The sequence below is a fragment of the Achromobacter sp. SD115 genome (assembly GCF_017355315.1).
GTDB classification, from domain to species: domain Bacteria; phylum Pseudomonadota; class Gammaproteobacteria; order Burkholderiales; family Burkholderiaceae_B; genus Achromobacter; species Achromobacter xylosoxidans_B.
The window spans coordinates 84,399-108,601 of record NZ_JADIJM010000019.1; the positions used below are offsets into that span (position 1 = coordinate 84,399).

The 24,203-nt window shown below is 64.9% G+C and carries 21 protein-coding genes; 7 read left to right on the forward strand and 14 right to left on the reverse strand.

Annotated features, from left to right (window positions below; all coding sequences use genetic code 11):
* Positions 1–77: 77 nt before the first annotated feature.
* Both IPU70_RS23855 and IPU70_RS23860 read left to right on the forward strand, forming a co-directional pair.
* Positions 78–923: an alpha/beta hydrolase gene (locus IPU70_RS23855; RefSeq protein ID WP_207471022.1), complete on the forward strand. Its 846-nt coding sequence runs from the start codon at positions 78–80 to the stop codon at positions 921–923.
* A 60-nt stretch (positions 924–983) separates the two neighbouring features.
* Complete coding sequence (locus IPU70_RS23860) at positions 984–1,949, forward strand: tripartite tricarboxylate transporter substrate binding protein (RefSeq protein ID WP_207471024.1); 966 nt, start codon at positions 984–986, stop codon at positions 1,947–1,949.
* A gap of 46 nt (positions 1,950–1,995) precedes the next feature.
* Here the strand turns inward: IPU70_RS23860 and IPU70_RS23865 are convergent, their stop codons facing one another.
* Positions 1,996–2,445, reverse strand: coding sequence for an Lrp/AsnC family transcriptional regulator (locus tag IPU70_RS23865; RefSeq protein WP_008159001.1), 450 nt, complete (start codon positions 2,443–2,445; stop codon positions 1,996–1,998).
* Positions 2,446–2,574: 129 nt separating this feature from the next.
* Here IPU70_RS23865 and IPU70_RS23870 point away from each other — a divergent pair, with 129 nt between their 5' ends.
* The 5 genes from IPU70_RS23870 to IPU70_RS23890 all read left to right on the forward strand — a co-directional run bounded on the left by IPU70_RS23870 (position 2,575) and on the right by IPU70_RS23890 (position 12,383).
* Positions 2,575–6,081, forward strand: a complete 3,507-nt coding sequence (locus tag IPU70_RS23870; protein WP_207471026.1) for an indolepyruvate ferredoxin oxidoreductase family protein — start codon at positions 2,575–2,577, stop codon at positions 6,079–6,081.
* 303 nt (positions 6,082–6,384) lie between these two features.
* The gene (locus IPU70_RS23875; RefSeq protein WP_207471028.1) at positions 6,385–9,315 is read left to right on the forward strand and encodes a ribonucleoside-diphosphate reductase subunit alpha; all 2,931 of its coding nucleotides are present in this window, start codon (positions 6,385–6,387) and stop codon (positions 9,313–9,315) included.
* A 20-nt stretch (positions 9,316–9,335) separates the two neighbouring features.
* Positions 9,336–10,535, forward strand: a complete 1,200-nt coding sequence (locus tag IPU70_RS23880) for a ribonucleotide-diphosphate reductase subunit beta (RefSeq protein ID WP_207471030.1) — start codon at positions 9,336–9,338, stop codon at positions 10,533–10,535.
* Positions 10,536–10,956: 421 nt separating this feature from the next.
* Positions 10,957–11,640, forward strand: a complete 684-nt coding sequence (locus IPU70_RS23885) for a histone H1-like DNA-binding protein (protein ID WP_207471032.1) — start codon at positions 10,957–10,959, stop codon at positions 11,638–11,640.
* Positions 11,641–11,822: 182 nt separating this feature from the next.
* Positions 11,823–12,383, forward strand: a complete 561-nt coding sequence (locus tag IPU70_RS23890; RefSeq protein ID WP_207471034.1) for a YggT family protein — start codon at positions 11,823–11,825, stop codon at positions 12,381–12,383.
* Between the two features lie 32 nt (positions 12,384–12,415).
* On the opposite strand, the gene IPU70_RS23895 is transcribed toward IPU70_RS23890, so the two are convergent.
* From IPU70_RS23895 to IPU70_RS23955, 13 genes are all read right to left on the reverse strand, one after another.
* Positions 12,416–13,861 (reverse strand): D-alanine--poly(phosphoribitol) ligase, encoded by a 1,446-nt coding sequence (locus tag IPU70_RS23895; RefSeq protein WP_207471035.1) that lies wholly within the window; start codon positions 13,859–13,861, stop codon positions 12,416–12,418.
* Between the two features lie 16 nt (positions 13,862–13,877).
* A complete protein-coding gene (locus IPU70_RS23900; protein WP_207471037.1) occupies positions 13,878–15,005 on the reverse strand; it encodes an MBOAT family O-acyltransferase in 1,128 nt (375 codons plus the stop codon).
* A gap of 7 nt (positions 15,006–15,012) precedes the next feature.
* Positions 15,013–15,222, reverse strand: coding sequence for a hypothetical protein (locus IPU70_RS23905; protein WP_207471153.1), 210 nt, complete (start codon positions 15,220–15,222; stop codon positions 15,013–15,015).
* Positions 15,219–16,406: a D-alanyl-lipoteichoic acid biosynthesis protein DltD gene (locus IPU70_RS23910; protein ID WP_207471038.1), complete on the reverse strand. Its 1,188-nt coding sequence runs from the start codon at positions 16,404–16,406 to the stop codon at positions 15,219–15,221. Before IPU70_RS23910 ends, IPU70_RS23905 begins: the two co-directional genes overlap by 4 nt.
* Positions 16,384–16,623, reverse strand: coding sequence for an acyl carrier protein (locus IPU70_RS23915; RefSeq protein ID WP_207471039.1), 240 nt, complete (start codon positions 16,621–16,623; stop codon positions 16,384–16,386). The genes IPU70_RS23910 and IPU70_RS23915 overlap by 23 nt, the downstream gene beginning before the upstream one ends.
* Before the next feature lie 416 nt (positions 16,624–17,039).
* Positions 17,040–17,543, reverse strand: coding sequence for a glycine zipper 2TM domain-containing protein (locus IPU70_RS23920; protein WP_013391382.1), 504 nt, complete (start codon positions 17,541–17,543; stop codon positions 17,040–17,042).
* A 195-nt stretch (positions 17,544–17,738) separates the two neighbouring features.
* Positions 17,739–18,680 carry a carbohydrate kinase family protein gene (locus IPU70_RS23925; RefSeq protein ID WP_207471040.1) on the reverse strand — a complete coding sequence of 314 codons (942 nt, stop codon included), beginning with the start codon at positions 18,678–18,680 and terminating at the stop codon, positions 17,739–17,741.
* Positions 18,681–18,692: 12 nt separating this feature from the next.
* Entirely contained in the window at positions 18,693–20,120 is a 1,428-nt protein-coding gene (locus IPU70_RS23930) for a DUF3426 domain-containing protein (RefSeq protein WP_207471041.1), read from the reverse strand.
* Positions 20,121–20,142: 22 nt separating this feature from the next.
* Positions 20,143–21,072 carry a 50S ribosomal protein L11 methyltransferase gene (gene prmA / locus IPU70_RS23935; protein ID WP_207471042.1) on the reverse strand — a complete coding sequence of 310 codons (930 nt, stop codon included), beginning with the start codon at positions 21,070–21,072 and terminating at the stop codon, positions 20,143–20,145.
* 103 nt (positions 21,073–21,175) lie between these two features.
* Positions 21,176–22,522: an acetyl-CoA carboxylase biotin carboxylase subunit gene (gene accC / locus IPU70_RS23940; RefSeq protein WP_013391378.1), complete on the reverse strand. Its 1,347-nt coding sequence runs from the start codon at positions 22,520–22,522 to the stop codon at positions 21,176–21,178.
* Positions 22,523–22,531: 9 nt separating this feature from the next.
* Positions 22,532–22,987: an acetyl-CoA carboxylase biotin carboxyl carrier protein gene (gene accB, locus IPU70_RS23945; RefSeq protein WP_013391377.1), complete on the reverse strand. Its 456-nt coding sequence runs from the start codon at positions 22,985–22,987 to the stop codon at positions 22,532–22,534.
* 87 nt (positions 22,988–23,074) lie between these two features.
* On the reverse strand, positions 23,075–23,509 hold the full coding sequence (aroQ, locus tag IPU70_RS23950) for a type II 3-dehydroquinate dehydratase (RefSeq protein ID WP_013391376.1): 435 nt from the start codon (positions 23,507–23,509) through the stop codon (positions 23,075–23,077).
* An 89-nt stretch (positions 23,510–23,598) separates the two neighbouring features.
* Complete coding sequence (locus tag IPU70_RS23955) at positions 23,599–24,132, reverse strand: TlpA disulfide reductase family protein (RefSeq protein ID WP_207471147.1); 534 nt, start codon at positions 24,130–24,132, stop codon at positions 23,599–23,601.
* Positions 24,133–24,203: the final 71 nt, after the last annotated feature.

A 24,203-nucleotide genomic window follows, 5' to 3' on the forward strand; every position in this document is an offset into this window, starting at 1 on the left:
TCAATTAGAAGAACTTATCTAATCATATGAAAAATAAAGTTTTCTCATAGCATGGGCCAACCTAAGATGGCCGCACCATGAATGCCGACTCGCTGCTCCCGTCACTTTCCACCCACGCCGATCCGCTGGATTTCAGCCTCGCCGACCGCCTGCCCGCCCGCCGCAGCGGCCAGTGCCGCCTGATCGTCGGCGCGGATTCCCAGGACGGCAGGCCCGGCCTGCTGTTCGTACCCGGCGCCTACCACGGCGCCTGGTGCTACGCGCACTACCTGGATTATTTCGCCCACGCCGGCCTGGCCTGCGCGGCGCTGGACTTGCGCGGCCATGGAGCCCTGCCGCAGGACGATGCGTTTACATCGGCGGGCATCGCCGACCTGAGCCAGGATGTCGTCAGCGCCCTGGACGCGCTGGCGCGTCCCACGGTCGTCGTCGGCCACAGCATGGGCGCGCTGCCGGCGCTGCTGGCCGCCAGCCAGCGCACGGTGGCGGGCGTGGTCCTGCTGGCGCCGTCGCCTCCCGGCGACCTGCCCGGCGCGCAGGCGCTGCCGCCCGTGCCGGAGGACACGCCGCGCCGCGCTCCGAACGACAACGAAATCCGCGCGCGCTTTCTGGCGACCGCGCCGGACCGCGACGTCGCCTCGGTATCGCAACGCCTGTGCGCCGAAAGCCCGCAAGTGCTCAACGACCGCTACCTGCTGCGCGTGCCGGTCGACGCCGCCGCCATCGACGCTCCCGGCCTGTGCCTGGAAGCCGGACTGGACACGCATGACCGCCACCCGCCCGGCCAGGACCTGGCGATCGCGCGCCGCTTCGGCTTTTCCCACGCCGTGCTTGCGGGGCAGCCGCATTGCATGATGTACGCGGACCAGTGGCAAGTCAGCGCTGCCGCCATCCTGGATTGGCTCCGCGGCCAGTTCGGCTGAGCCCCGCAGATCAACCACAACAACGACAACGACGCGCAACCGCGCCATCAGGAGACAACCATGTCCATACCCCGCTACATCCGTCCGGCCCTGATCGGCGCCGGCCTGCTGCTGGCAGCAGCCGCTCATGCTGCCGGCTGGCCCGAGAAGCCCGTGACCCTTATCGTGCCGTCCGCCGCCGGCGGCGCGGCCGACCTCACCGCGCGCACGCTGGCGCAGTACCTGGGCGAGAAGACCGGCCAGACCGTGGTGGTCGAGGACCGTCCCGGCGCCGGCGGCATCGTCGGCACCAACGCCGCCAAGAACGCGGCGGCCGACGGCTACACCTTCCTGCTGTCCACCAATTCCACCCACTCCGCCAACCAGTTCCTCTACAAGAGCCTGCCCTACGACGCGCAGAAAGACTTCCGCCAGGTCGGCATGCTGGGCACCTTCGGCACGGTCGGCGTGGTCTCTCCCGACAGCCCGTACCGCACGGTGCCGGATCTGGTCGATTACGCCAAGAAGCATCCCGGACAGGTCTTCTTCGGCTACTACAGTTCGTCCTCGCAAGTGCCGTCCGAGCTCCTGAAGCAGCGCGCCGGCATCGAGATCACCGGCGCGGCCTACAAGAACATCACGCAGATCATCACCGACCTGCGCGGCAAGCAGATCAACTTCGCCTTCGTCGACTACCTCACCGCGATGGGCCAGATCGACGGCAAGGGGCTGGTCCCCATCGCCGTCACCGGCGCCCAGCCGCAAGCGGCCTGGCCCAGCGTGCCGACCATGACCACCTACTATCCGGATTTCGTCGTCGCCGGCTGGCTGGGCCTGTCGGCGCCGGCGGGCACGCCGCCGGACATCGTGGAAAAGATGAACGCCCACATGCAGGCGGCGGTCAAGGATGAGGCCACCGCCAGCAAGCTGCGCGCCCTGGGCCTGACGCCGGAATCGATGGACGTGGCGCGCTTCGACGCCTTCGTGAAAGAAGACACGGCGCGCTGGCAGGAATGGATCCGGATTTCCGGCATCCAACCCCAATAAAAAACGGGGCCCTCCCTATATCTATACAGAGAGGGCACCGCAGCGTCTACAGCGGCAGGCGCTGCTCGTGCTTGATTTCACGCAGCGCGACGATGGTGCGCGTCTGGCGTATACCCGGCATGTTGAACAGGAAACGGTGCAGGAACCGGTCGTAGGCTTCCGGGCTTTCCACCAGGATCTTCAGCAGGAAGTCCGAATCCCCCGTGACCGCATAGCACTCAAGGATCTCGGGCGCGTCGCGCACCGAGCGCTCGAAGTTCTCGACCGTATTGGCCGAATGCCGCTCCAGGCTGATCTGCGCGAACATGCAGCCCAGCCCCACCTTGCTGCGGTCCACCTGGGCGCTATAGCCCTGGATCACCCCGCTGGCTTCCATCGCTTTCACCCGCCGCCACACCGGCGCGGCCGACAGGCCCACCTTCTCTGAAAGCTGCTGCGCCGAGGCCCGGCCGTCCTCCTGCAAGGCCTTGAGGATGCCGATATCGGTCTTGTCCATCGCTTAGTCTCCTGGTTTTTGTCGAACACGAAATGTTCATTGCGAATTATAGGGATAGCACGATCCAAAAACGCAATAAACCTGATGGCTCGCGAACCTATCATGGTGCCGAAACCAGGAGTATTCACCATGGACGGTACCCCCGCCGCCGAACCCCAGCTGGACCTCGAGTACCAGCTCGCCGACAACCTCACCCGCAGCTCCGGCCGCATCTTCCTGACCGGCACCCAATCGCTGGTGCGCATCATGCTGACCCAGGCCCGAATGGACCGCGAGCGCGGCCTGAACACGGCCGGCTTTGTCTCGGGCTACCGTGGCTCGCCGCTAGGCGGCGTGGACATGGCCATGTGGAAGGCGCAGAAGGCGCTGGACGCCAACCAGATCACCTTCCTGCCCGCCATCAATGAAGACATGGCGGCCACCGCCGTCATGGGTACGCAGCAGGCCGGCGTGCGCGCCGACCGCAACGTCGATGGCGTCTACGCCATGTGGTACGGCAAGGGCCCGGGCGTGGATCGCGCCGGCGACGCGCTGCATCACGGCAACGCCGCGGGCGCATCGCGCAGCGGCGGCGTGCTGGTGGTGGTGGGCGACGACCACACCGCCGTCTCGTCCTCGATCCCGCACTCCAGCGAGGCTTCGCTGATCGGCTGGCAGATGCCCATCGTGCATCCCGCCTCCATCGACGAATACGAGACCTTCGCGCTCTGGGGCTGGGCCCTGTCGCGCTACTCGGGCACCTGGGTCGCCTTCAAGGCCGTGTCCGAAACCATCGAATGCGGGCACTCCTTCGTCCCCGCCCCCGCCCAGCGCTACGACATGCCGGCGGACCCAGACATGCCGCCCGAATCGCTCGAATACTCCGCGCGCGACTTCCTGTCGCTGGCCATCGAAACGCGCATGAACCTGCGCATGAAGGCCGTGGCCGCCTTTGCGCGCCGCCACAGCATCGACCGCCTGGCCTGTCCGGCGCCCAAGGCCACCGTGGGCATCGTCACGGTCGGCAAGGCGCACCTGGACACCATGGAAGCGCTGTCGCGCCTGGGCGTGGACACCGTCACCGCCAACGCGCCGGTGCGCATCTACAAGCCCGGCCTGACCTGGCCGCTGGATAGCGAACGCCTGCTGGAGTTCGCGCGCGGCCTGTCGCACATCCTGGTGATCGAGGAAAAAGGCGCGGTGGTCGAAAGCCAGATCAAGGACCTGCTCTTCAATATGCCGGAGCGCCCCTCGGTCATCGGCAAGAAAGGCTTCGACGGCGAAGCGTTGGTGCCTTCGGCCGGCCAGCTGCGCCCTTCCCTGCTGGCGCAGCCGCTGGCCAGCTGGCTCAGCCGCGCCGCCGGCCTGCCGCTGGCGGCCGACCTGTCCGCGTTCGCCTGCCAGGCGCCGCTGTCCAACGATGCCGACGGCATGCGCCGCCGCCCCTACTTCTGTTCGGGCTGCCCGCACAGCACCTCGACCAAGGTGCCCGAAGGCAGCCAGGCGCTGTCGGGCGTGGGCTGCCACTACATGGCCGCCTGGATGGACCGCGACACCGGCGGCCTGACGCAAATGGGCGGCGAAGGCGTCGACTGGATCGGCCTGTCGCGCTACACCAAGATGCCGCACATCTTCCAGAACATGGGAGAAGGCACCTATTACCACTCTGGCTATCTCGCCATCCGCCAGGCGGTCGCGGCCAAGGCCAACATCACCTACAAGATCCTGTTCAACGACGCCACGGCCATGACGGGCGGCCAGCCCATCGACGGCCCGATCTCGGTGCCCAGCATCTGCCAGCAATTGCGCGGCGAGAACGTGACGCGCATCGTCGTCACCACGGACGAGCCCGAAAAATACCAGGGCGTGGACCTGGGCGCCGGCATCACGGTGCACCACCGCCGCGAACTGGACGCGCTGCAGCGTGAGTTGCGCGAGATCGCCGGCGTGACCGTGCTGATCCACGACCAGACCTGCGCCGCCGAAAAGCGCCGGCGCCGCAAGAAGAACCAGTTCCCCGACCCCGCACGCCGCATGCTGATCAACAGCGCCGTCTGCGAAGGCTGCGGCGACTGCGGCGTGCAATCGAACTGCCTGTCAGTGGTGCCGCTGGAAACGCCCTATGGCCGCAAGCGCGCCATCGATCAGTCCAGCTGCAACAAGGACTATTCCTGCGCCGAAGGCTTCTGCCCCAGCTTCGTCTCCGTCATGGGCGGCAAGCCCAAGAAGAGCGCCGCGCCCAAGGCCGACCAGGAACGCCTGCAAAAACTGATCGCGCAATTGCCCCTGCCCGCCATGCCCGCGCTGGACCATCCCTACCGCCTGCTGGTGGCCGGCATGGGCGGCACCGGCGTCATCACCATCGGCGCCATCGTGTCGATGGCCGCGCACCTGGAAGGCCTGTCCGCCGCCGTGCTCGACCTGACCGGCCTGGCGCAAAAAGGCGGCACGGTGGTCAGCCACATCCGCCTGGCGCCTCCCGGCGCGCCTGCCGGCCCTGTGCGCCTGGACTGGCAGCAGGCCGACGCCGCGATCCTGTGCGACCCGGTCGCCTCCGTGGCGCCGGATTCGCTGGGCGCGCTGCGCCGCGGCCACACCCAGGTCACGGTCAACAGCTACGTCGCGCCGGTCACCGACTTCACCCGCAACCCGGACGCCGCCATGCGGCCCGAAGCGCTGCTGGCCAAGATCCGCCACGCGGCGGGCGAATCCAACACCGCTGCGATCGACGCGCATGAAGCGGCGCTGGCCCTGTTCGGCGACAGCATCCTGTCCAATATGTTCATGCTGGGCTATGCCTGGCAGCGCGGCGGCGTGCCGCTGTCGCAAGCGGCCATCAACCGCGCCATCGAACTCAATGGCGTGGCGGTGGCGGCCAACCGGGCCGCGTTCGACAGCGGTCGCCTCGCGGCGCACCAGCCCGACGCGCTGGAAGGCGCGCTGCGGCCGCGCGCCCAGGTGGTGCAGCTGCATGTGCCCGAGTCGTTCGAACGCGCCGTCGCCCGCCGCATCGAAGACCTCACCGCCTACCAGGACGCCGGCTATGCCCGCCAATTCCAGGACGTGGTCGAGGCCGTCGCGGCGCGCGAACGCGAACTGGCGCCCGACGCCAAGACCCCGCGCCTGGCGCTGGCGGTCGCGCGCGGCCTGTTCAAGCTCATGGCCTACAAGGATGAATACGAAGTGGCGCGGCTCTACACCGGCGAGTCGTTCCAGGCACAGCTGAAGGGCCAGTTCGAAGGCGACTACAGCCTGCGCTTCCACATGGCGCCGCCCATCTTCGCGCGCAAGGATCCGCGCACCGGCGTGCCGCGCAAAATGACGCTGGGTCCACGCACCATGACCGCGCTGAAAATGCTGACTCGCCTGAAGCGCTTGCGCGGCACCTGGTTCGATCCCTTCGGCCACACCGCCGAACGCAAGATGGAACGGTCGCTGGTGCGCGAGTACCGCCAGACCATAGACCAGTTGCTCGCAGGGTTGACCCGCGACAAGCTGGCCCAAGCGGCTACAATCGCCGGCCTTGCAGAAACCATCCGCGGCTTCGGTCACGTGAAGGCTGCAAACGTCGAGAAGTATCGGACGGAGTTAGGCCGCTTGATGCAAACCTATACGGCGCCTGCCCCGCAAGATATGCCCCTGCGGAAAACCGCATAAACATTCGCTCTGAGCGGCACCTTCCTGGGCGCGCCTTGCTGGGCGCGCCTAGTGCATTTGGTAACAATCTTTTGTGAACTTCGTCTTATCTTCTTCTTGTCCCTGTCGTACTCGATCACTAGAATTAGTGTCCAACGAGGGGTGCTACACTACATGTTGTGGTCGCCTAAGCGCTGATTCCCGTCGGCCACGCCTTTTGGACTAGCCCGTCCAGAACGTTGCGACCCCCTCAAAAGATCCAATTTCGTACCTGACATGACGTCGTCATGTCGCTATCTACGCGCTTTTCGCACAGGAGCTTCCATGCAGACTACGATCGCCTCTGTGACCCGGCCTACGGCCGTGCCGCCCTCGCAAACCGATTCCCCTGCCGACGCCAATGGCGGGCAATGGGCCAGCTACAACATCATTCGCCGCAATGGCTCGGTGGTCGGGTTCGAACCCAACAAGATCGCCATCGCCATGACCAAGGCCTTCCTGGCCGTCAACGGCGGCCAAGGCGCGGCCTCGGCGCGCGTGCGTGAGCTGGTCGAGAACCTGACCAGCCAGGCCGTCAACGCCCTGGTGCGCAACCGTCCCAACGGCGGCACCTTCCATATTGAAGACATCCAGGACCAGGTCGAACTGGCCCTGATGCGCTCGGGCGAACACGACGTTGCCCGCGCCTACGTGCTGTACCGCGAAAAGCGCACGCAGGAACGCGCCGCGGCCGCTGCCGCCGCCGACACCCAGGAGAAGGCCGCCGCCCCGCAGGAGCACGTGCTGAACGTGACCGACGCCGGCGTGCGCCGCCCGCTGGACCTGGCTGAACTGCGCGCCACCATCGAAGCCGCCGGCGAAGGCCTGGCCGAATTCATCGACACGGAAGCGATCCTGAAGGAAACGGTCAAGAACCTGTACGACGGCATTCCCGTCGACGAAGTGTTCAAGTCCGCCATCCTGTCCGCGCGCGCGCTGGTCGAAAAGGACCCCGCCTACAGCCAGGTCACCGCCCGTCTGCTGCTGCACACGATCCGCAAGGAAGTGCTGGGCGAGGAAGTCTCTCAGGACGGCATGGCCGCCCGCTATGCCGAATACTTCCCCACCTTCATCGCCCGCGGCATCGAAGGCGGCCTGCTGTCGCCCGACCTGGCCAGCTATGACCTGACCAAGCTGGGCCACGCCCTGAACGCCAAGCGCGACCTCCAATTCGGCTACCTCGGCCTGCAGACCCTGTACGACCGCTACTTCCTGCATATCCGCGGCACCCGCATCGAACTGCCGCAGGTGTTCTTCATGCGCGTGGCCATGGGCCTGGCGCTGCGCGAAGCTGACCGCGAAACCCGCGCCATCGAGTTCTACGAGATCCTGTCTTCGTTCGACTTCATGAGCTCGACGCCGACGCTGTTCAACTCCGGCACCCTGCACTCGCAGCTGTCGTCGTGCTACCTCACCACCGTCTCCGACGACCTGGAAGGCATCTACGACGCCATCAAGGAAAACGCGCTGCTGGCCAAGTACGCCGGCGGCCTGGGCAACGACTGGACCCCGGTGCGCGCGCTGCGCAGCCACATCAAGGGCACCAATGGCGAAAGCCAAGGCGTCGTTCCGTTCCTGAAGGTCGTCAACGACACCGCTGTGGCAGTGAACCAAGGCGGCAAGCGCAAGGGCGCTGTCTGCACGTACCTGGAATCGTGGCACCTGGACATCGAAGAATTCCTGGAGCTGCGCAAGAACACCGGCGACGAGCGCCGCCGCACGCACGACATGAACACGGCGAACTGGATTCCCGACCTGTTCATGAAGCGCGTCATGGAAGGCGGCGATTGGACGCTGTTTTCGCCGTCCGACTGCCCCGACCTGCACGACAAGTACGGCCGCGCCTTTGAAGAAGCCTATGTGGGCTACGAAGCGCGCGTGGCCAGCGGCGAACTCAAGCTCTTCAAGAAGATGCCGGCGCTGAACCTGTGGCGCAAGATGCTGTCGATGCTGTTCGAAACCGGCCACCCCTGGATCACGTTCAAGGATCCTTGCAACATCCGCTCGCCGCAGCAGCACGTCGGCGTGGTCCACAGCTCGAACCTCTGCACCGAGATCACGCTGAACACCAACGAATCCGAAATCGCGGTGTGCAACCTGGGTTCCGTAAACCTGGTCGCGCACATGAAGCCGGCTGCCGGCGGCGGTTTCGAACTCGACCACGACAAGATCAAGCGCACCGTCAGCATCGCCATGCGCATGCTCGACAACGTGATCGACATCAACTACTACGCCGTCGACAAGGCTCGCAATTCCAACGCGCGCCATCGTCCGGTGGGCATGGGCATCATGGGCTTCCAGGATTGCCTGCAGATGATGCGCGTGCCTTACGCATCGCAGTCCGCCGTCGAATTCGCCGACCGTTCGATGGAAGCCGTGTGCTATCACGCGTACTGGGCCTCGAGCCTGCTCGCTGAAGAGCGCGGCCGCTATCAATCGTATGAAGGCTCGCTGTGGTCGCGCGGCATCTTGCCGCAAGACACGTTGAAGATGCTGCGCGATGAACGCGGTGGTCATGTTGAAGTCGATGAGTCGAGCACGCTCGATTGGGATACGTTGCGCGCGCGCATCAAACAACATGGCATGCGCAACTCCAATTGCATCGCAATCGCCCCAACCGCGACTATTTCCAATATCATTGGCGTATCTGCGTGCATCGAACCCACTTTCCAGAACTTGTACGTCAAATCGAATCTCTCCGGCGAGTTCACGGTCGTTAACGATTACCTCGTGCGTGACCTGAAGAAACTCGGTCTCTGGGACGAAGTCATGGTCGCCGACCTCAAGTACTTCGACGGCAGCCTGTCCCGCATCGATCGCGTACCTTCCGAACTCCGCGACCTCTACGCCACTGCGTTCGAAGTCGAACCGAGCTGGCTGGTTGAATGCGCGTCGCGCCGCCAGAAGTGGATCGATCAAGCACAGTCGCTGAACATCTATATGGCCGGCGCGTCTGGCAAGAAGCTGGACGACACCTACAAGCTGGCTTGGAAGCGCGGCCTGAAGACGACCTACTACCTGCGTACCCTGGGCGCCACCAGCGCCGAGAAGTCCACGGGACGCGGCGGCGAATTGAACGCCGTTTCCGCAGGAGGCCAGTCCACGTCCGCCGCTGTCGCTGCTGCACCTGTTTTGCCGGAACCCGAAGTTCTCGGGGCGGTTTGCACCATGCGGCCGGGCGACCCCGGCTTCGAAGAGTGCGAAGCCTGCCAATAACCGCCTCCGGAGAATGAATCATGATTAATTGGGAAGACGACACCATCGCCACGCAACCTGCACAATCGCCCGCACCCGCGGCGGGCGGGCAGGCTGCGCCCGCAGTCCGGGCGGCGACCGGTGTTTTCGGCGACACCGCCATGCCCACGCCCGCCGCGCCTGAACACGCGGCCGGCCTGGCCGCCAGCGGCGCCGCCACCTCGCAACGCGTGAAGGTTGCCGACAAGCGCATCATCAACGGCCAGACCGACGTCAACCAGCTCGTGCCCTTCAAGTACAAGTGGGCGTGGGAGAAGTACCTGGCCACTTGCGCCAACCACTGGATGCCGCAAGAGATCAACATGTCGCGCGACATCGCCCTCTGGAAGAACCCGAACGGGCTCACCGAGGACGAGCGCCGCATCGTCAAGCGCAACCTGGGTTTCTTCGTCACCGCCGACTCGCTGGCCGCGAACAACATCGTGCTGGGCACCTACCGCCACATCACAGCGCCCGAGTGCCGCCAGTTCCTGCTGCGCCAGGCGTTCGAAGAAGCGATCCACACGCACGCCTATCAATACATCGTCGAAAGCCTGGACCTGGACGAAGCGGAGATCTTCAACGCTTACAACGAAGTGCCGTCCATCCGCGCCAAGGACGAGTTCCTGATCCCGTTCATCGACGCGATCGCGGACCCCAACTTCAAGACGGGCACTCCCGAAGCCGACCAGACGCTGCTGAAGTCGCTGATCGTCTTCGCTTGCCTGATGGAAGGTCTGTTCTTCTACGTTGGCTTCACGCAGATCCTGGCGCTGGGCCGCCAGAACAAGATGACCGGCGCCGCCGAACAGTACATGTACATCCTGCGCGATGAATCCATGCACTGCAATTTCGGCATCGACCTGATCAACACCGTCAAACTGGAAAATCCGCATCTGTGGACGCCGGAATTCCGCGAAGAAATTCGAGAACTCTTCCGCAAAGCGGTCGAACTCGAATACGCTTACGCCGAAGACACGATGCCGCGCGGCGTGTTGGGCTTGAACGCACCTATGTTCAAATCCTACCTGCGCTTCATCGCCAACCGTCGTTGCCAGCAAATCGGTATCGAACCGCTGTACCCCCAGGAAGAAAATCCCTTCCCGTGGATGGCGGAAATGATCGATCTTAAAAAGGAACGCAACTTTTTTGAAACTCGCGTGATCGAATACCAAACCGGTGGCACGCTGAGCTGGGAGTAAAAGCAGTACGTCATCAGGCCCGGCGCGGGCACGCTCCAGAAGCAAGGAGCGTCGCGTTCGCGACAGGCTTGATGACGCTCTCCCTGGTCAGGGTGTTTTGCCGCCGGGCCGTCTCAAGGAAAAGCGCACCCCCTCGGGGGGCAGCGAGCCGAAGGCGCGGCGTGGGGGCATTTCGAACACGTAGAACAAGCGGTCGGCGGCCTGTGATCAGGTCGCCTGCCGGCGCCATTTGAAATGGCTCGCGCCATAGGAGCGGGGGCCATATCAAATGGCTGTGCCGAATTCATTAGCGCAAACCGTAGTAGCTGTTGCTCGCACAGAACAGCGGCTTGCGCCGATGAATAGCCCGGGCACGATGCGCCGTTGGCGGATCGGGGCACGGGTTTAAGTTCTGGGACCCCTGAACCTAAGGAGCATGACCATGGCAACAGCCAAGAAAGCCGTAAAGAAAGCGGTGAAGAAGCCCGCCGCCAAGAAGGCAGTAGCGAAGAAGGCCGCACCGGCCAAGAAAGCTGCCGTCAAGAAGGTAGCCGTCAAGAAAGTCGCTGCCAAGAAGCCGGCAGTGAAGAAGGTTGCCGCCAAGAAGCCGGCAGTCAAGAAGGTCGCCGCCAAGAAAGCGGTAGCCAAGAAGGCCGTCGCCAAGAAGGCAGTCGCCAAGAAAGCGGTAGCCAAGAAGGTCGTCGCCAAGAAGGCCGTGGCCAAGAAAGCCGTCGCCAAGAAGGCGGTTGCCAAGAAGGCCGTCGCCAAGAAAGCCGTAGCCAAGAAAGTCGTCGCCAAGAAGGCCGTCGCCAAGAAAGCGGTAGCCAAGAAGGCCGTCGCCAAGAAGGCTCCTGCTGCCAAGAAGGCGGTTGCCAAGAAGGCCGTCGCCAAGAAGGCGCCTGCTGCCAAGAAGGCTGCTGCCAAGAAGGCCCCCGCTGCCAAGAAGGCTCCCGCTGCAGCCAAGCCTGCTGCTGCCAAGAAGCCTGCCGCCGCCAAGAAGCCCGCTGCGAAGAAAGCCGCTCCGAAGAAGCCCGTAACGCCGCCGTCCACGGCTGCCGCCCCGGGCGCGAAGACCGCGCTGAACCCCGCCGCGTCGTGGCCGTTCCCGACGGGTGGCCGTCCCTAATCCGGACGGTTCGAAGCGCTAGCTTCGCAGAGCCGCCTGGCCTAGGCCGGGCGGCTTTTTCATGTCCGCGCGGTCCGGAATCGACCGGCCTCCCCCAAGGACTGCGAGCACGCGCTGCCTGCGGGCGATTTTTCGCTTTGGCGTGCGACAATTGACTCCTCTTTTTCAGGGTGACCGTGTCCATGCTCGATGAAATCTTGCGCTTCCTTCTCGAAATCGTGTTCACGCTGTTCGGCGCGGCATTGATTGCCCGCGCCTGGATGCACGCGATACGGCTGCACCCCTTCAACCCCTTGTCGCGCTTCATCTACCAGGTCACCAACTGGCTGGTGATGCCCCTGCGCAAGATCATTCCCGCCGGCAACAAGATCGACTGGACCAGCCTGGTCGCCGTGTGGCTGTCCGCGCTGATCTATCTGGTGCTGGTCTGGCTGGTGGCGATCGGCGCGCTGATTCCGGTGGAATACCTGCCCAAGGCCATGGGCTCGGCCTTGATCATGGCCATCAAATGGGCGCTGAATCTGGTGGTGTGGCTGACGCTGATCCAGGCCGTGCTATCGTGGGTCAACCCGATGGCGCCCATGATGCCGCTGCTGCAGGCGCTGACCGCGCCCATGCTGGACCCCATCCGCCGCCTGCTGCCGCGCACCGCGATCGACTTTTCGCCGCTGGTGTTGCTGATCGTCGCGCAGGTGCTGCTGATGGTGCTGTCCAACATCAGCCAGCGCATGATGGGCCTGTAAAGCAGCGGGGCCGCACGCGGCCCCGCAAGCTCTTACGCCGGAATGCCGGCGTAGATCTCGACCAGCTTCTTGCGGTCGATCTTGTGGTTGTTCGACATGGGAAGCGCCGGGCAAGCCACCAGCTCGGACGGCACCATGTAAGGCGGCAGGCGCTGCGCCAGCCGCTCCTTCCAGCCCGCCAGCGCGTCCGGCGCCAGCATGCACGGCGCCTGCCCGGCCTCCACCCCCGCCACGAATCCGATCAAGCGCACCGCCGTGCCGTCGGGCCTGCGCAGCACCGCGCAGGCGCCGCCCTCCACGCCCGGCAGGCCGTGCAGCGCTTCATCGATCTCGGCCAATTCGATGCGATAGCCGTTCAGCTTGATCTGGTCGTCCATGCGGCCGCGGCAGAACAGCAGGCCGTCGCCCTCCATCTGGCCCAGGTCCCCCGTGCGGAAGGCGCGGCGTCCGTCGGCGTAGGTGTAGAGCTTGGCCTCGTTCAGGTCCGGGCGGTTCAGATAGCCGCGCATGACGTGATCGCCCACGATGCAGATCTCGCCTTCGTCCACGATCAGCACGCTGTCGGGCTTGGCATGTCCCACCGGCAGCGGATCGTGGGCGGCCAGGACCGCGTCGGTGACCTCGATCCAGGTGGTCGCCACGGTGGCTTCCGTGGGACCATAGGTATTCAGAATGACGGCATCCGGGAAGCGCTGGCGCAGTTTCTTGGCCAGCGCCGACGGCAACGGTTCGCCACAGAACAGGAAGGTGCGCAGCGTGGGCAAGGCGGCTGGCGAGAAATCGCGGTTGGCCAACTGCTGATGCGCGAACGACGGCGTGGACACCCAGGCGGTGACGCCGTGTTCGGCCAGGCGGGCCATCCAGGCCGCCGGCGCGGCGATCTGCTCACGCGCATTCAACACGCAGCAGCCCCCTGCGGCCAGGGTGGCGAACACTTCGTACATGGACAGGTCGAAGCTGAACGGCGCCTGGTTCATGAACACGGGCGCCTCGCCCAAGCCGAAGCTGCCCAGCATCCAGTCGCCCAGCAGGCCGACGCTTTCGCGGCCGATCTGCACGCCCTTCGGATCACCCGTGCTGCCGGACGTGAACATGACGTAGGCCAGGCCGCGCTCGGCCAGCATGGCGCCCTCGCCCGGCGTGAAGCTGCCGCTGGCGGCATCGAACACGGCGGCGGCGCGCACGATCTCGACGATGCGGCGCAGGCGCTCCTGCGGATAGATCGTGTCCACCGGCACGAAAGGCGCCCCGATCAGCAGGGCGCCAACCATGGCGACGAAGAACGAGGCTTCCTTGTGGCCGTAGATGGCCACCGGCACATCCGGCGCCGCGCCATGCCTGCGCGCCGCTTCGGCCCAGGCGCCGGCTTCGTCGCGCAATTGCGCCCAGCTCAGGCTGCGGTCGGCGGCGACGACAGCGGGCGCATCGGGCGCGCGCTCGCAATCGGTGAACTGGAAAGACTTCAGATCGAAACGCATGCCGAAACTCCCGGCGTCAGATGGGGCTGCGGCCGCTGAACACGTAAAGCGCCAGCGCAGCAAGAATCAAGGTGAGCACGCGCCCGAGAAAGCGCATGACCGGTTGCGCCAGCGCGGCCTGCAGGCCCGGACGGGTGCGGGCGGCGTTGATCAGCAGGTTGTGGCCTACAGAGTACGCGCCGAACATCAGGCCGCTGACGATGTAGTGCAGCGACAGGCCGTTCCAGACGCCCATGGCCAGCAAGGTCGCGAAGATGCCGATGTTCTGCGCCGCCATGCGATGGCGCCCGAAGAACTTGGTCTTGCTCAGCGCCTTGTAGATGGGCATGAACACCACGTCGCGCAGCCACTCCGACAGGCTGATGTGCCAGCGGCGCCAGAAATCCTGCGGGTTGAGCGTGGCCAGGGGATTGCGGAAGTTGATCGGCAAGGTGAAGCCAAACAGCATGCCGATCCCGATCGCCATCGTGGAATAGCCGGCAAAGTCGAAGAACAGGTAAGCGCTGTAGAGCGAGGCGTTGAGCGCCACGCCGGTGAAGGAGTAGTCGTGCGCGTCCAGCGTCGCCAGGCCGTAGCGCCAGATCAGCTCGGCCACGCCGAACTTCTGGATCACGCCCAGCATGATGAGCTCCAGGCCGCTGAGCCAGGTGTTCAGGTTCACGCCTTCATAGCCGCGCTTCAGGTCCGCCTGGAAATTGCGCCAGCGGTACATGGGACCGGCCAAAAGCGTCAGCGGGAAGAACAGGTAGATGAAGTAGTCCAGCGGCGACACGCGTTCATTGCGTTGCGCGAACAGCAGCACATCAATGGCGCGGAACGTGGCGAAGGACAGCCCCAGCATGGCGCCCAGGTGCGAAACGCCGGTTTTCACCAGCAGCAGCGGCGTCATGGTGATGATCACGGCCAGCCAAGTGGGGATGTAGTTGCGCCGCATGGCCCACAATGCACTGCCGGAAATGGCCAGCAGGGCGATAGGCTGGTAGGGACGCGCCCAGAACACCGCCATCCACACGCCCAGGCAGATCACGCCGATGATGTGCCGGTAGCCGATCCGCAATGGCATGCCGAAGGAACGATAGGCCAACAGGCCCAGGCCGCCGCACAGCGCGCCGCCGAAAAAGCTCAAGCTTGCGAACAATTCCATGGCGGGCTCAGAACTGTTGGTATTGGAATTCGACTTTTATCGGCCCGCCGCTGCCCGTGGTGGGCTGCGCCTGCAGCACGAACACCAGGATCAAGCCGATATATAGGCACAGATGCCAGAAGAAGCGGCGCCCCCAGGCGGCAGCCGCCTTGCGGGATTCCTGCGCGTCGTCGGCACGGCCGGTTTCAGGCGCGGCCGCGGGAAGAGTCTTGTTCATCGGGAAAAGTACTCCGCAATGCCTTGATCGGCCATGGCCCAGCCGAGTTCGGCCAGGTGCATGTCGTCGCGCAGCATGCCCGGCTCGAACGGGATGCTGTAGAGATCCAGGCAGCCCATCTGGTAGCGCTCGCACATGCCGGTGATGGCGGCCACCACCGGGTCGAAGCGCTCTACATCCAGAATGAGCTTGGGATTGAAGGGCTGGATGACGAAGTAGGCGTGCACCTTGCGCTTCTGCAGCAGGGCCATCACGCGCGACAGATCGCCGAGTTCCGCGCGGGTGATCGGATCGACGTCGGCGAATTCGTTGCGGGCCGGCGAATACAGCGGCGCCAGGTACTGCTTGTAGTAATCGTCGCGCACGTCGTAGGGATTGTGCCCGCCCAGGTCCTGCTCGACCGCGCGCGCCTGATGCGTCAGACGCCCCCACTGGCCCTGATCGAGGCGCGCGGCCGCCGGCCAGGACACATAGCGGTGCGCGGGCACGGACAACTTGCTGCGGGGACGATCGGGCGCCGGTTCCTTGCGTGCATGCCACCAGAGCGCCAGCTTGTCCTTCAGTTCCGCGACCTGGCCATTGGCGATGAGCCACAGCAGGCCCCAGTTGGCGTTGTCGCTGATCCAGGTCTGCATCTGCTCGCGCGTGCTGGGCTGGTCCCAGAGCCGGTCCCAGACTGGGCCGGTGACGTGCTCGGCGAACGCGCTGCGCGGCAACTGCCCGCCCGAGGCGAACCAGGCCGGCGACAGCATGATCACCAGCCGCGTATTGGGCGTGAGCGAATCCGCCACCGACTCCAGCACGCTGACAATGCCGTAGGACTGGAACATGGCATGGCCGTAGGCCAGTGTCGGCACCTTCAGCTCTTCCGGGAAGAAGCGATAAGGCACGAAACGCAGGTCGTGGCTGGACAACTCGGACGAACCCAGCACGACCAGCGTGCCGTCACTCAGGGCGTTGCCCAGGCGGTTCAGGTTGACGTGCTGGGTGCCCCAGTCCGGCCCCAAGTTGGGCAGGTAGTTGCTTTTGGCGGCCGCGGCGGCCGAAGGCGCCGACATCGGGTTCACGACTCGGCTGAGCAGATCGTCCGCGCCGCAATACGTACCCACCGCCAGAGCCACCGCCGTCGCGGCAGCCGCGACGTGAGACAACAGCCGGGTATTACGAAGTATGGGCAGCGACATAGCCGGCAAGCGTGCGGACCGACTGTAGATGCTCCGCGATCTCGGGAGCCGGGATGCTGCAGCCGTACTCCGACTCGACCGCCAGCGTGATATCCACGGCGGCGAGCGAATCGACCAGGCCGGTGGCAATCAACTGCGTATCGGGGGTGACTTTCTTCATGACGATCGACTCGACGATCTCGCCGATCCTGGTGTGGAGTGCTTGCTCGGTATGCATAGATAGTGCGGCGTTACGGGCTTGATTGGCCAAATATCCCCCGCCCCGGGATTCAGGACGACGAGATTACAAAGAAACGGCTGAAACCGGGCTGAAAACCCAGCCCCCCCACGAACGACGTTTCAGATGCACTCAGTTACATGATTTTCGCAATACGACGTCGATCGCAGGCGCAATCATGGCACTACGTTCGTGAAATCGCCATTGAACTTATGGAGGAAATGGCGAGAAAAGGCTGGCAAACGTAACGTTCGCGGGTAAATCCCCGGGCGCCGCGTTGCGGCCGAGCGACAGATTCTTACGCTTGAGCGGCGATGCCTGCCCTACCCCTTATGGGCCGGCAGGCCGCCGGCAATAAAAAAGCCCCCTGACGGGGGCTTTGTCCAGCCGCGCCGCAAGCGGCGCCGAACTGACGCTTACATCGGCGTGACGCGGGTCGGGCCGGAGCCGCTGATCACCTGCACACGCTGGCCCACGCTGATGGGCACGTCCGCTTCCTGCGCGACGACGCGGGTTTCGCCGTTGTCCAGGCGCACGGTGATTTCGTAGCCGGAGTTCTTGCCGGTCTGGTTCTCGATGGCGTTGCCCGCCAGCGCGCCCAGGATGACGCCGCCCACGGTAGCGATGGTGCGGCCGGTGCCGCCGCCAATGGCGTTGCCCGCCACGCCGCCCAACGCGCCGCCGGCCACCATGCCAACGCCGCTGGACTTGTCGTTCTGGATCACGATGGGACGCACGCCGGTGACCGTGCCGGTGCGGACGATCTGCTCGCGCTGCGCCTGGTCATAGCTGTAGACACCGCTGGACGCGCTGCGATTGGCGCAGCCGCCCAGGACCGCCATCGAGGTCACGACGGCGGCGATCGCCAGCCAGCGCCCCGCGCGCGGCGTCACCAGGGAAAAAGTTTTGCTTTGATTCATTTGGACTCCTCGATCGGCCATTGCCGACGATGTACTCATCATACCCTGGCCCCGAATCGGGGCCAGCGATGCTGCAACACACTGAAACGCACCGCCAGAAGCTGAAAAACGCGGCTGGGAAAGGCGCCGGAACTCGCCGCCTTCACCCCTCTCCCACGGTTCGACCGCGGCGCAACTACCGGGTTCCCGAGGAGTTCAAACAGGCAGATGGATGCCGTAGGTCGCGTGCAGCACGGCGTCGATCTCGGCGCGCGACGGCGCGTGATTCTGCGGTCCGCGCGAAGCGATCTTGATGGCGCCCATGACGTTGCCCAGGCGGCAGCTATCTTCCCAGCTCCAGCCGCTGGTCAAGCCGTAAAGCAGGCCGCCGCGCTGCGCGTCGCCGCAGCCGGTCGGGTCCACCACCTGAGCCGCGCGCACCGGCGCGATCTGGATGGTCTTGCCCTCGGTCAGCAACGTGGCGCCTTCCGCGCCGCGCGTCACCACCACGGCCTGCAACGATCGGGCGATGTCTTCCATGCTGCGGCCCGTGCGCTGTTCCACCACGCCGGCTTCGTAGTCGTTCACCGTCAGCGCCTGTGCCAGCTTTAGCATGCGCTCCAGGTCCGCGCCGTCGAACAGCGGCATGGCCTGGCCCAGGTCGAAGATGAACGGAATGCCGCGCTTATGCAGGCGCTCGGCATGGGCGAACATGCCTTCCTTGGCGTCGGGCGCAACGATGGCCCAAGCCGCGTCGGCATCGCTCAGGTCGTTTTCCGCCGCGTGCGCCATGGCGCCGGGGTGGAAAGCCGTGATCTGGTTGTCGTCCAGGTCGGTGGTGATGAAGCACTGCGCGGTGAACGTGTCCGGAATCACCTTGACGCGGCTGACGTCGATGCCCAGGCCAGCCATGCGCTCCATGTACTCGCCCGCGTCTTCGCCCACGGTCGCCACGGGCACGGGCTTGCCGCCCAGCAGATTCATGCTGTAGGCAATATTGCCCGAGCAGCCGCCGTATTCCTTGCGCATGCTGGGCACCAGGAACGACACGCTCAGCGACTGGATGCGGTCGGCAAGAATGTGCTCCTTGAAACGTCCCTCAAACACCGCGATGGTGTCGAACGCCATCGAACCGCAAACCAGAACTGGGGTTGCCATGCTAGTCATCCCTTAAGGAAAGAATTTACTGAGTTGGTAGCCATTGACCTGAACGCCGGTCACTTCAATAGGCACGGAAATTTTCAGGTCGCTATTAGGCGCGAAGGGACCACGAAGTTGCTCGGGCGTCAGGTAGTCCTCGGGTCTGAGCACACGACGCACAACCGCCGTATCGGACAGGTCGTTCAGATCCAACACCAGCGCCGGCCAGTGCTGCGGCTTGTCATGGCTGTTGCGTAGATTCACTGTCAGCACCAGGCGGCTGCGGCCGTCGTCGATCGCCGCGGCGCCGGTCGGCGGCTGCAGCGACGAAGCGAGGATAAGGATGCGGTCCAGACGGCGCGCATAGCCTACGGTGCAGCCCAGCGGCTGGCACGCGGTCTCCAGCACCGGCCGCAGAATGGGCACGGAGTTGGCGATATCCGTGCGATACACGTACACCAGTTGCAGTCCCAGCCCGATCAGGCCGATCAGGCAGGCATAGCCCCACAGCTTGCGCAGCAGGCCATGCCGCTCCTCGCGGTCCTGGTCGAGGAACTCGGGCGGCGCGCGGCCCACATCGGTGGCGCTGGAATAGCGCGTGCGCGTGTCGCCCAGCACCGGTTCGCCGGATTCGTCGCGATCCGGGCCGTGATCGTCACTGTAATCGTCCCGGTGCTCGTCCGCGTACTCGTTGTCATATTCGTCGTCGCGCTCTTCATCGCGCACGTCGGCGCGGGCACGGCCAATGGTGAAGGCAGGCTCCGCATGCGCGCCGCGCGAGGCGGCATCGGGGCGATAGGCGGGCTGAACCGCCGCTGGGACGGTCCAGCGTGCCTGATTTTCGTCCTGCGCAATCACGTCGTCGGCCGGACGATGGCCGACCCGGTGGTGCGCGGGGCCATCAGCCCAGTCTTCGACCAGGTCATCGGGCAGATCGTCGTCTTCGTCCTGCTCGCGCTCCTGCGCGGCGCGCGCAGGCTCCGCGCGCCGCCGGATATCGTCGCGACCGCGCAGCACGGCGGGCGGAACCTCCGGCGCACGATAGGGCGGCGCCACGGGCGCGCGCGGCGGTTCCGGCTCATCGTCCCAGGGCGGGATCTGTGAAAGATCCGCCGCTGGCGCGGGATGCGGAGCCGGCGGCGTGGCTGGGAACGGCTGCGCGGCGGGAGGTTGCGGCGCAATGGAGGCTGTTGGCGCAAATGGATTCTGCGGCGCAGCGGGAGCCACGGGCGCCGCCAGGACCGGCGCGGCCTGACTGGCGGCCGGCGTCACCGGCATGGCCGGCGCGGCGGGCGGCTCGGGTTGCGGCGCCGCGCCCGTGGCCGGCACCAGGCAGGCGCGCCCGTCAAACACGGTCGAGCAGGCGCCGCAGCGCACCAGGCCATTACGGACCCGCAACTGGTCAGGCACCACCTTGAAGGTGGTGCCGCACTGCGGACAGCGGGTGGTCAAGGCCATGGCGCAATCCTGCAGGCGGTGCTCAGGCCTTCTGGCCGTGCAGGCACACCCAGCCGTCGCGCGCGCGCCAGACCGACATCGCGATCCAGGGCGCGTAGGCGGCGGCCACTTCCTCGGCCTGCCGCTCCAGCACGCCGGACAGCACCAGATGGCCGCCTGCGGCGACGCGTCCGGCCAGCATGGGCGCCAACACCTTCAGGGGATTGGACAGGATGTTGGCCACCACCACTTCAAAGGTACCTTCGGCCAGCGCGTCGGGCAGCATGGCTTGCAAGTCGACGTGGTTGACCTCGGCGTTGAAGATCGTGCTCTGCACCGCCTGGGCGTCGATATCCACCGCCTGGGTCGGACCCGCGCCCAGCTTGCGCGCGGCGATCGCCAAGATGCCCGAGCCGCAGCCGTAGTCCAGCAGTGTGGCGCCGGCCGGCAATTCGGCTTCCAGCCAGGCCAGGCACAGATGAGTCGTGGGATGGCTGCCGGTGCCGAATGCCAGGCCCGGATCCAGCTCGATGTGGATCGCGCCTTCCTGGGTGGCGGCGTCCGGCTCGAAGGCCGGGACGTCGGGATTGTCGCGGTGCCAGCTGGGTACGATCCACAGGCGTTCGGCGATATGGATGGGGCCGAACTGCGACTGCGTCAGGCGCACCCAGTCGGCGTCGGGCACGTCGCGCAAGCTCCAGCCCTCGAACACGGCGGGGTCCAGTTCACCGGCGGCGGCAGCCTCTTCCATGATCTGCGCGGGATCGGCCCCGTCGGGCAGCAGCGCGACGACGCGGTTGCGGTCCCAGGCTTGCACGTCGGGCTCGGTGCCCGGTTCGCCGAACAAGGGACGCTCGTCGTCGGTGCCCAGGTCGGCATCTTCGACGGATACCGACAGCACGCCTGCTTCCAGCAGGGCGTCCGAGAGGGCTTCGGCCTGCGCCTCCAGGCAATGGAGCACGAGTTCACGCATGATGATTCTTCCATCTGGTCAACGGGCCGCGGCTTGCGCCGCGGCCCGTTGACCGTAAAACAAAACAGGAGCGGCCCGGGAGCGGAAAGCCCCCGGATCGCGGTCAGGGACGCTGAGCCAACTTGTGTTCCAGGTAATGGATGCTGGTGCCGCCTTCGATGAAGCGGGCGTCCTGCAGCATTTCGCGGTGCAGCGGGATGTTGGTGGAAATGCCTTCCACCACCATTTCCGACAGCGCGGTGCGCATGCGGGCCAGCGCCTGGTCGCGCGTGTCGCCGTAGGTGATGACCTTGGCGATCATCGAGTCGTAGTTCGGCGGCACGAAATAGCCGTTGAACGCATGCGAATCGATACGCACGCCCGGGCCGCCCGGCGTGTGCCAGTTGGTGATGCGGCCGGGGCTGGGCACGAAGCGGAAGGGATCTTCCGCATTGATGCGGCATTCGATCGCGTGGCCCTTGAATTCGATGTCGCGCTGGCGCAGCGTGAACTTCTCGCCGGCGGCGATCAGGATCTGCTGCTGGACCAGATCGATGCCGGTGATCAGTTCGGTGACCGGGTGTTCGACCTGGATGCGGGTGTTCATTTCGATGAAATAGAACTCGCCGTTTTCATACAGGAACTCGAACGTGCCTGCGCCGCGGTAGCCCATCTTGCGGCAGGCGTCGGCGCAACGGTCGCCGATGCGCTCGATCAGCCGGCGCGCGACGCCAGGCGCGGGCGCCTCTTCGATGACTTTCTGGTGGCGGCGCTGCATGGAGCAGTCGCGCTCGCCCAGCCAGACGGCGTTGCGGCCGCCATCGGCCAGCACCTGGATTTCGATATGGCGCGGGTTCTCGAGGAACTTCTCCATATAGACTTCCGGATTGTTGAACGCGGCGCCCGCTTCCGAGCGCGTCATGGTGACGGCGTTCAGCAGCGCGGCCTCGGTGTACACCACACGCATGCCGCGGCCACCGCCGCCGCCTGCCGCCTTGATGATGACCGGATAGCCGACTTCGCGCGCAATGCGGATGATTTCCTGCGGATCGTCGGGCAACGCGCCTTCCGAACCCGGCACCACCGGCACGCCGGCTTCGATCATGGCGCGCTTGGCGCTGACCTTGTCGCCCATCAGGCGGATGGTGTCCGGACGCGGACCGATGAAGACGAAGCCGCTCTTTTCGACGCGATCGGCAAAGTCGGCATTTTCGGACAAGAACCCGTAACCCGGGTGGATTGCCTCGGAATCCGTGACTTCGGCCGCCGAAATGATGGCCGGCATGTTCAGGTAGCTTTCACGCGACGGCGCGGGCCCGATGCACACAGATTCATCGGCCAGGCGCACGTACTTGGCTTCGCGGTCAGCCTCGGAGTGCACGACCACGGTCTTGATGCCCAGCTCGCGGCAAGCGCGCTGAATGCGCAGGGCGATTTCGCCCCGATTGGCGATCAGGATTTTTTCGAACATTTTCAGCTATCAGCCAATGACGAACAGGGGTTGACCGTACTCGACGGGCTCGCCGTTTTCGACCAGGATTTCTTTGATGACGCCGGACTTGTCGGCTTCTATCTCATTGAGCAGCTTCATGGCTTCAATGATGCACAGCGGGTCGCCTTCCTTGACGGTGGCGCCGACGTCGATGAACGGCGCCGCACCCGGGTTCGGCGCGCGGTAGAACGTGCCGACCATGGGGGCCTTGACGACATGGCCCTGAATCACCGGCGCGGCTTCCGCGGCGGGTGCGGCCGGAGCCACGGCCTGAGCCGCCGGCGCGGCCGGCACGCCGGCTTCGGGGTGGTGGTAGGCGACCGGCTGCAAGGTCTGCGAGAACTTGACGATCCTCACCTTGCCTTCACCTTCGGTGATTTCCAGCTCGGCGATGCCCGATTCAGCCACCAGGTCGATCAGGGTTTTGAGTTTTCGGAGGTCCATAGAAGCTGCTTCCCGAGATAGTGTCGGCGACGTCCCAGCGTCGGGTCCGCGCCGTATAAGATGTAAATGCTGTGGTTTGGTGCGAGATCAGTGCCGCACTGCGTAACGCAGAGCCGCCTCGTAGCCGTCCGCGCCCAGGCCGCTGATAAGGCCTACCGCCAAGTCGGACAGATAAGAGTGATGCCTGAAGGGCTCTCGCTTATACAGATTGGACAAATGTACTTCAATAAATGGGATCGCGACCCCAGCCAGCGCATCGCGAATTGCGACGCTGGTGTGCGTATAAGCCGCCGCGTTGATGATGATGAAATCGGTGCCGTCTTGCCGGGCCGCCTGAATGCGGTCAACCAGCGCGCCTTCGTGATTGCCTTGCCACGCTGTCAGCGTGGCGCCCAGTTCGCCTGCGAGCAGCTCAAGACCCTCGTTGATCTGTTGCAGCGTGAGGCTGCCGTAGATGTGAGGTTCCCGGGTGCCGAGCAGGTTCAGGTTCGGGCCATGCAATACCAGTATGTTTTGCGCCATGCGCTTGCCAATGAGTGGTTTGCCAATTGTTGGCAAAACAGCCGATAAACCAGCTTTTTACGCCAATTCCTACTATTTGTCCAACAGACTTACGCCTTTAAACCAGATAAAGTGCGATCCAGATCATCGGGCTGAATTTCACCCAATATCTTCCGGTTAATTCCGCCATCTGCGTTGAAAACAATAGTAAAAGGCAGGCCTCCGCTGGGGTTTCCCAGCTTGCGCAAGGTATCGATGGCACCTGCGCCTATCACCCACAGGGGGTAGGAAACCTGTACTTTCTCGACAAATTTTTGCATATTCGCAGCCGAATCGACACCAATGCCGACAAATCGTACATGCGGATATTTTTTCTGCAAGGCGTCGAGTTCGGGCATTTCTCGGACGCATGGCGCGCACCAGGTAGCCCAGAAATTGACCACGATGGGTTGGCCTTTCCAGCCTGCCAGGGTATGGGACGCCCCGTTCAGGTCGGGGAGCGGCATCTGCATCAGGCCGGCGACGGGATCGCCGGCGTCGGCTGGAGCCGAGGGCGTCGTGGTCTTGCGGCCCATCAAGGTATAGCCGCCTGCAACCGTGGCGGCTATGGCCACGCCGGCGGAAAGAAGTAGGCGTCGATTCATGGCGCGATCATAACCGCTGCCGCCGTTTCGCGCCGCGCCCGCCGCAGTCCGGCGCGTCTCTATATATACAA

Coding starts and splice junctions, on each gene's coding strand:
- IPU70_RS23855 (WP_207471022.1), top strand. CDS start 78: ATGAATGCCGACTCGCTGCTCCCGTCACTTTCCACCCACGCCGATCCG.
- IPU70_RS23860 (WP_207471024.1), top strand. CDS start 984: ATGTCCATACCCCGCTACATCCGTCCGGCCCTGATCGGCGCCGGCCTG.
- IPU70_RS23865 (WP_008159001.1), bottom strand. CDS start 2,445: ATGGACAAGACCGATATCGGCATCCTCAAGGCCTTGCAGGAGGACGGC.
- IPU70_RS23870 (WP_207471026.1), top strand. CDS start 2,575: ATGGACGGTACCCCCGCCGCCGAACCCCAGCTGGACCTCGAGTACCAG.
- IPU70_RS23875 (WP_207471028.1), top strand. CDS start 6,385: ATGCAGACTACGATCGCCTCTGTGACCCGGCCTACGGCCGTGCCGCCC.
- IPU70_RS23880 (WP_207471030.1), top strand. CDS start 9,336: ATGATTAATTGGGAAGACGACACCATCGCCACGCAACCTGCACAATCG.
- IPU70_RS23885 (WP_207471032.1), top strand. CDS start 10,957: ATGGCAACAGCCAAGAAAGCCGTAAAGAAAGCGGTGAAGAAGCCCGCC.
- IPU70_RS23890 (WP_207471034.1), top strand. CDS start 11,823: ATGCTCGATGAAATCTTGCGCTTCCTTCTCGAAATCGTGTTCACGCTG.
- IPU70_RS23895 (WP_207471035.1), bottom strand. CDS start 13,861: ATGCGTTTCGATCTGAAGTCTTTCCAGTTCACCGATTGCGAGCGCGCG.
- IPU70_RS23900 (WP_207471037.1), bottom strand. CDS start 15,005: ATGGAATTGTTCGCAAGCTTGAGCTTTTTCGGCGGCGCGCTGTGCGGC.
- IPU70_RS23905 (WP_207471153.1), bottom strand. CDS start 15,222: ATGAACAAGACTCTTCCCGCGGCCGCGCCTGAAACCGGCCGTGCCGAC.
- IPU70_RS23910 (WP_207471038.1), bottom strand. CDS start 16,406: ATGTCGCTGCCCATACTTCGTAATACCCGGCTGTTGTCTCACGTCGCG.
- IPU70_RS23915 (WP_207471039.1), bottom strand. CDS start 16,623: ATGCATACCGAGCAAGCACTCCACACCAGGATCGGCGAGATCGTCGAG.
- IPU70_RS23920 (WP_013391382.1), bottom strand. CDS start 17,543: ATGAATCAAAGCAAAACTTTTTCCCTGGTGACGCCGCGCGCGGGGCGC.
- IPU70_RS23925 (WP_207471040.1), bottom strand. CDS start 18,680: ATGGCAACCCCAGTTCTGGTTTGCGGTTCGATGGCGTTCGACACCATC.
- IPU70_RS23930 (WP_207471041.1), bottom strand. CDS start 20,120: ATGGCCTTGACCACCCGCTGTCCGCAGTGCGGCACCACCTTCAAGGTG.
- prmA (WP_207471042.1), bottom strand. CDS start 21,072: ATGCGTGAACTCGTGCTCCATTGCCTGGAGGCGCAGGCCGAAGCCCTC.
- accC (WP_013391378.1), bottom strand. CDS start 22,522: ATGTTCGAAAAAATCCTGATCGCCAATCGGGGCGAAATCGCCCTGCGC.
- accB (WP_013391377.1), bottom strand. CDS start 22,987: ATGGACCTCCGAAAACTCAAAACCCTGATCGACCTGGTGGCTGAATCG.
- aroQ (WP_013391376.1), bottom strand. CDS start 23,509: ATGGCGCAAAACATACTGGTATTGCATGGCCCGAACCTGAACCTGCTC.
- IPU70_RS23955 (WP_207471147.1), bottom strand. CDS start 24,132: ATGAATCGACGCCTACTTCTTTCCGCCGGCGTGGCCATAGCCGCCACG.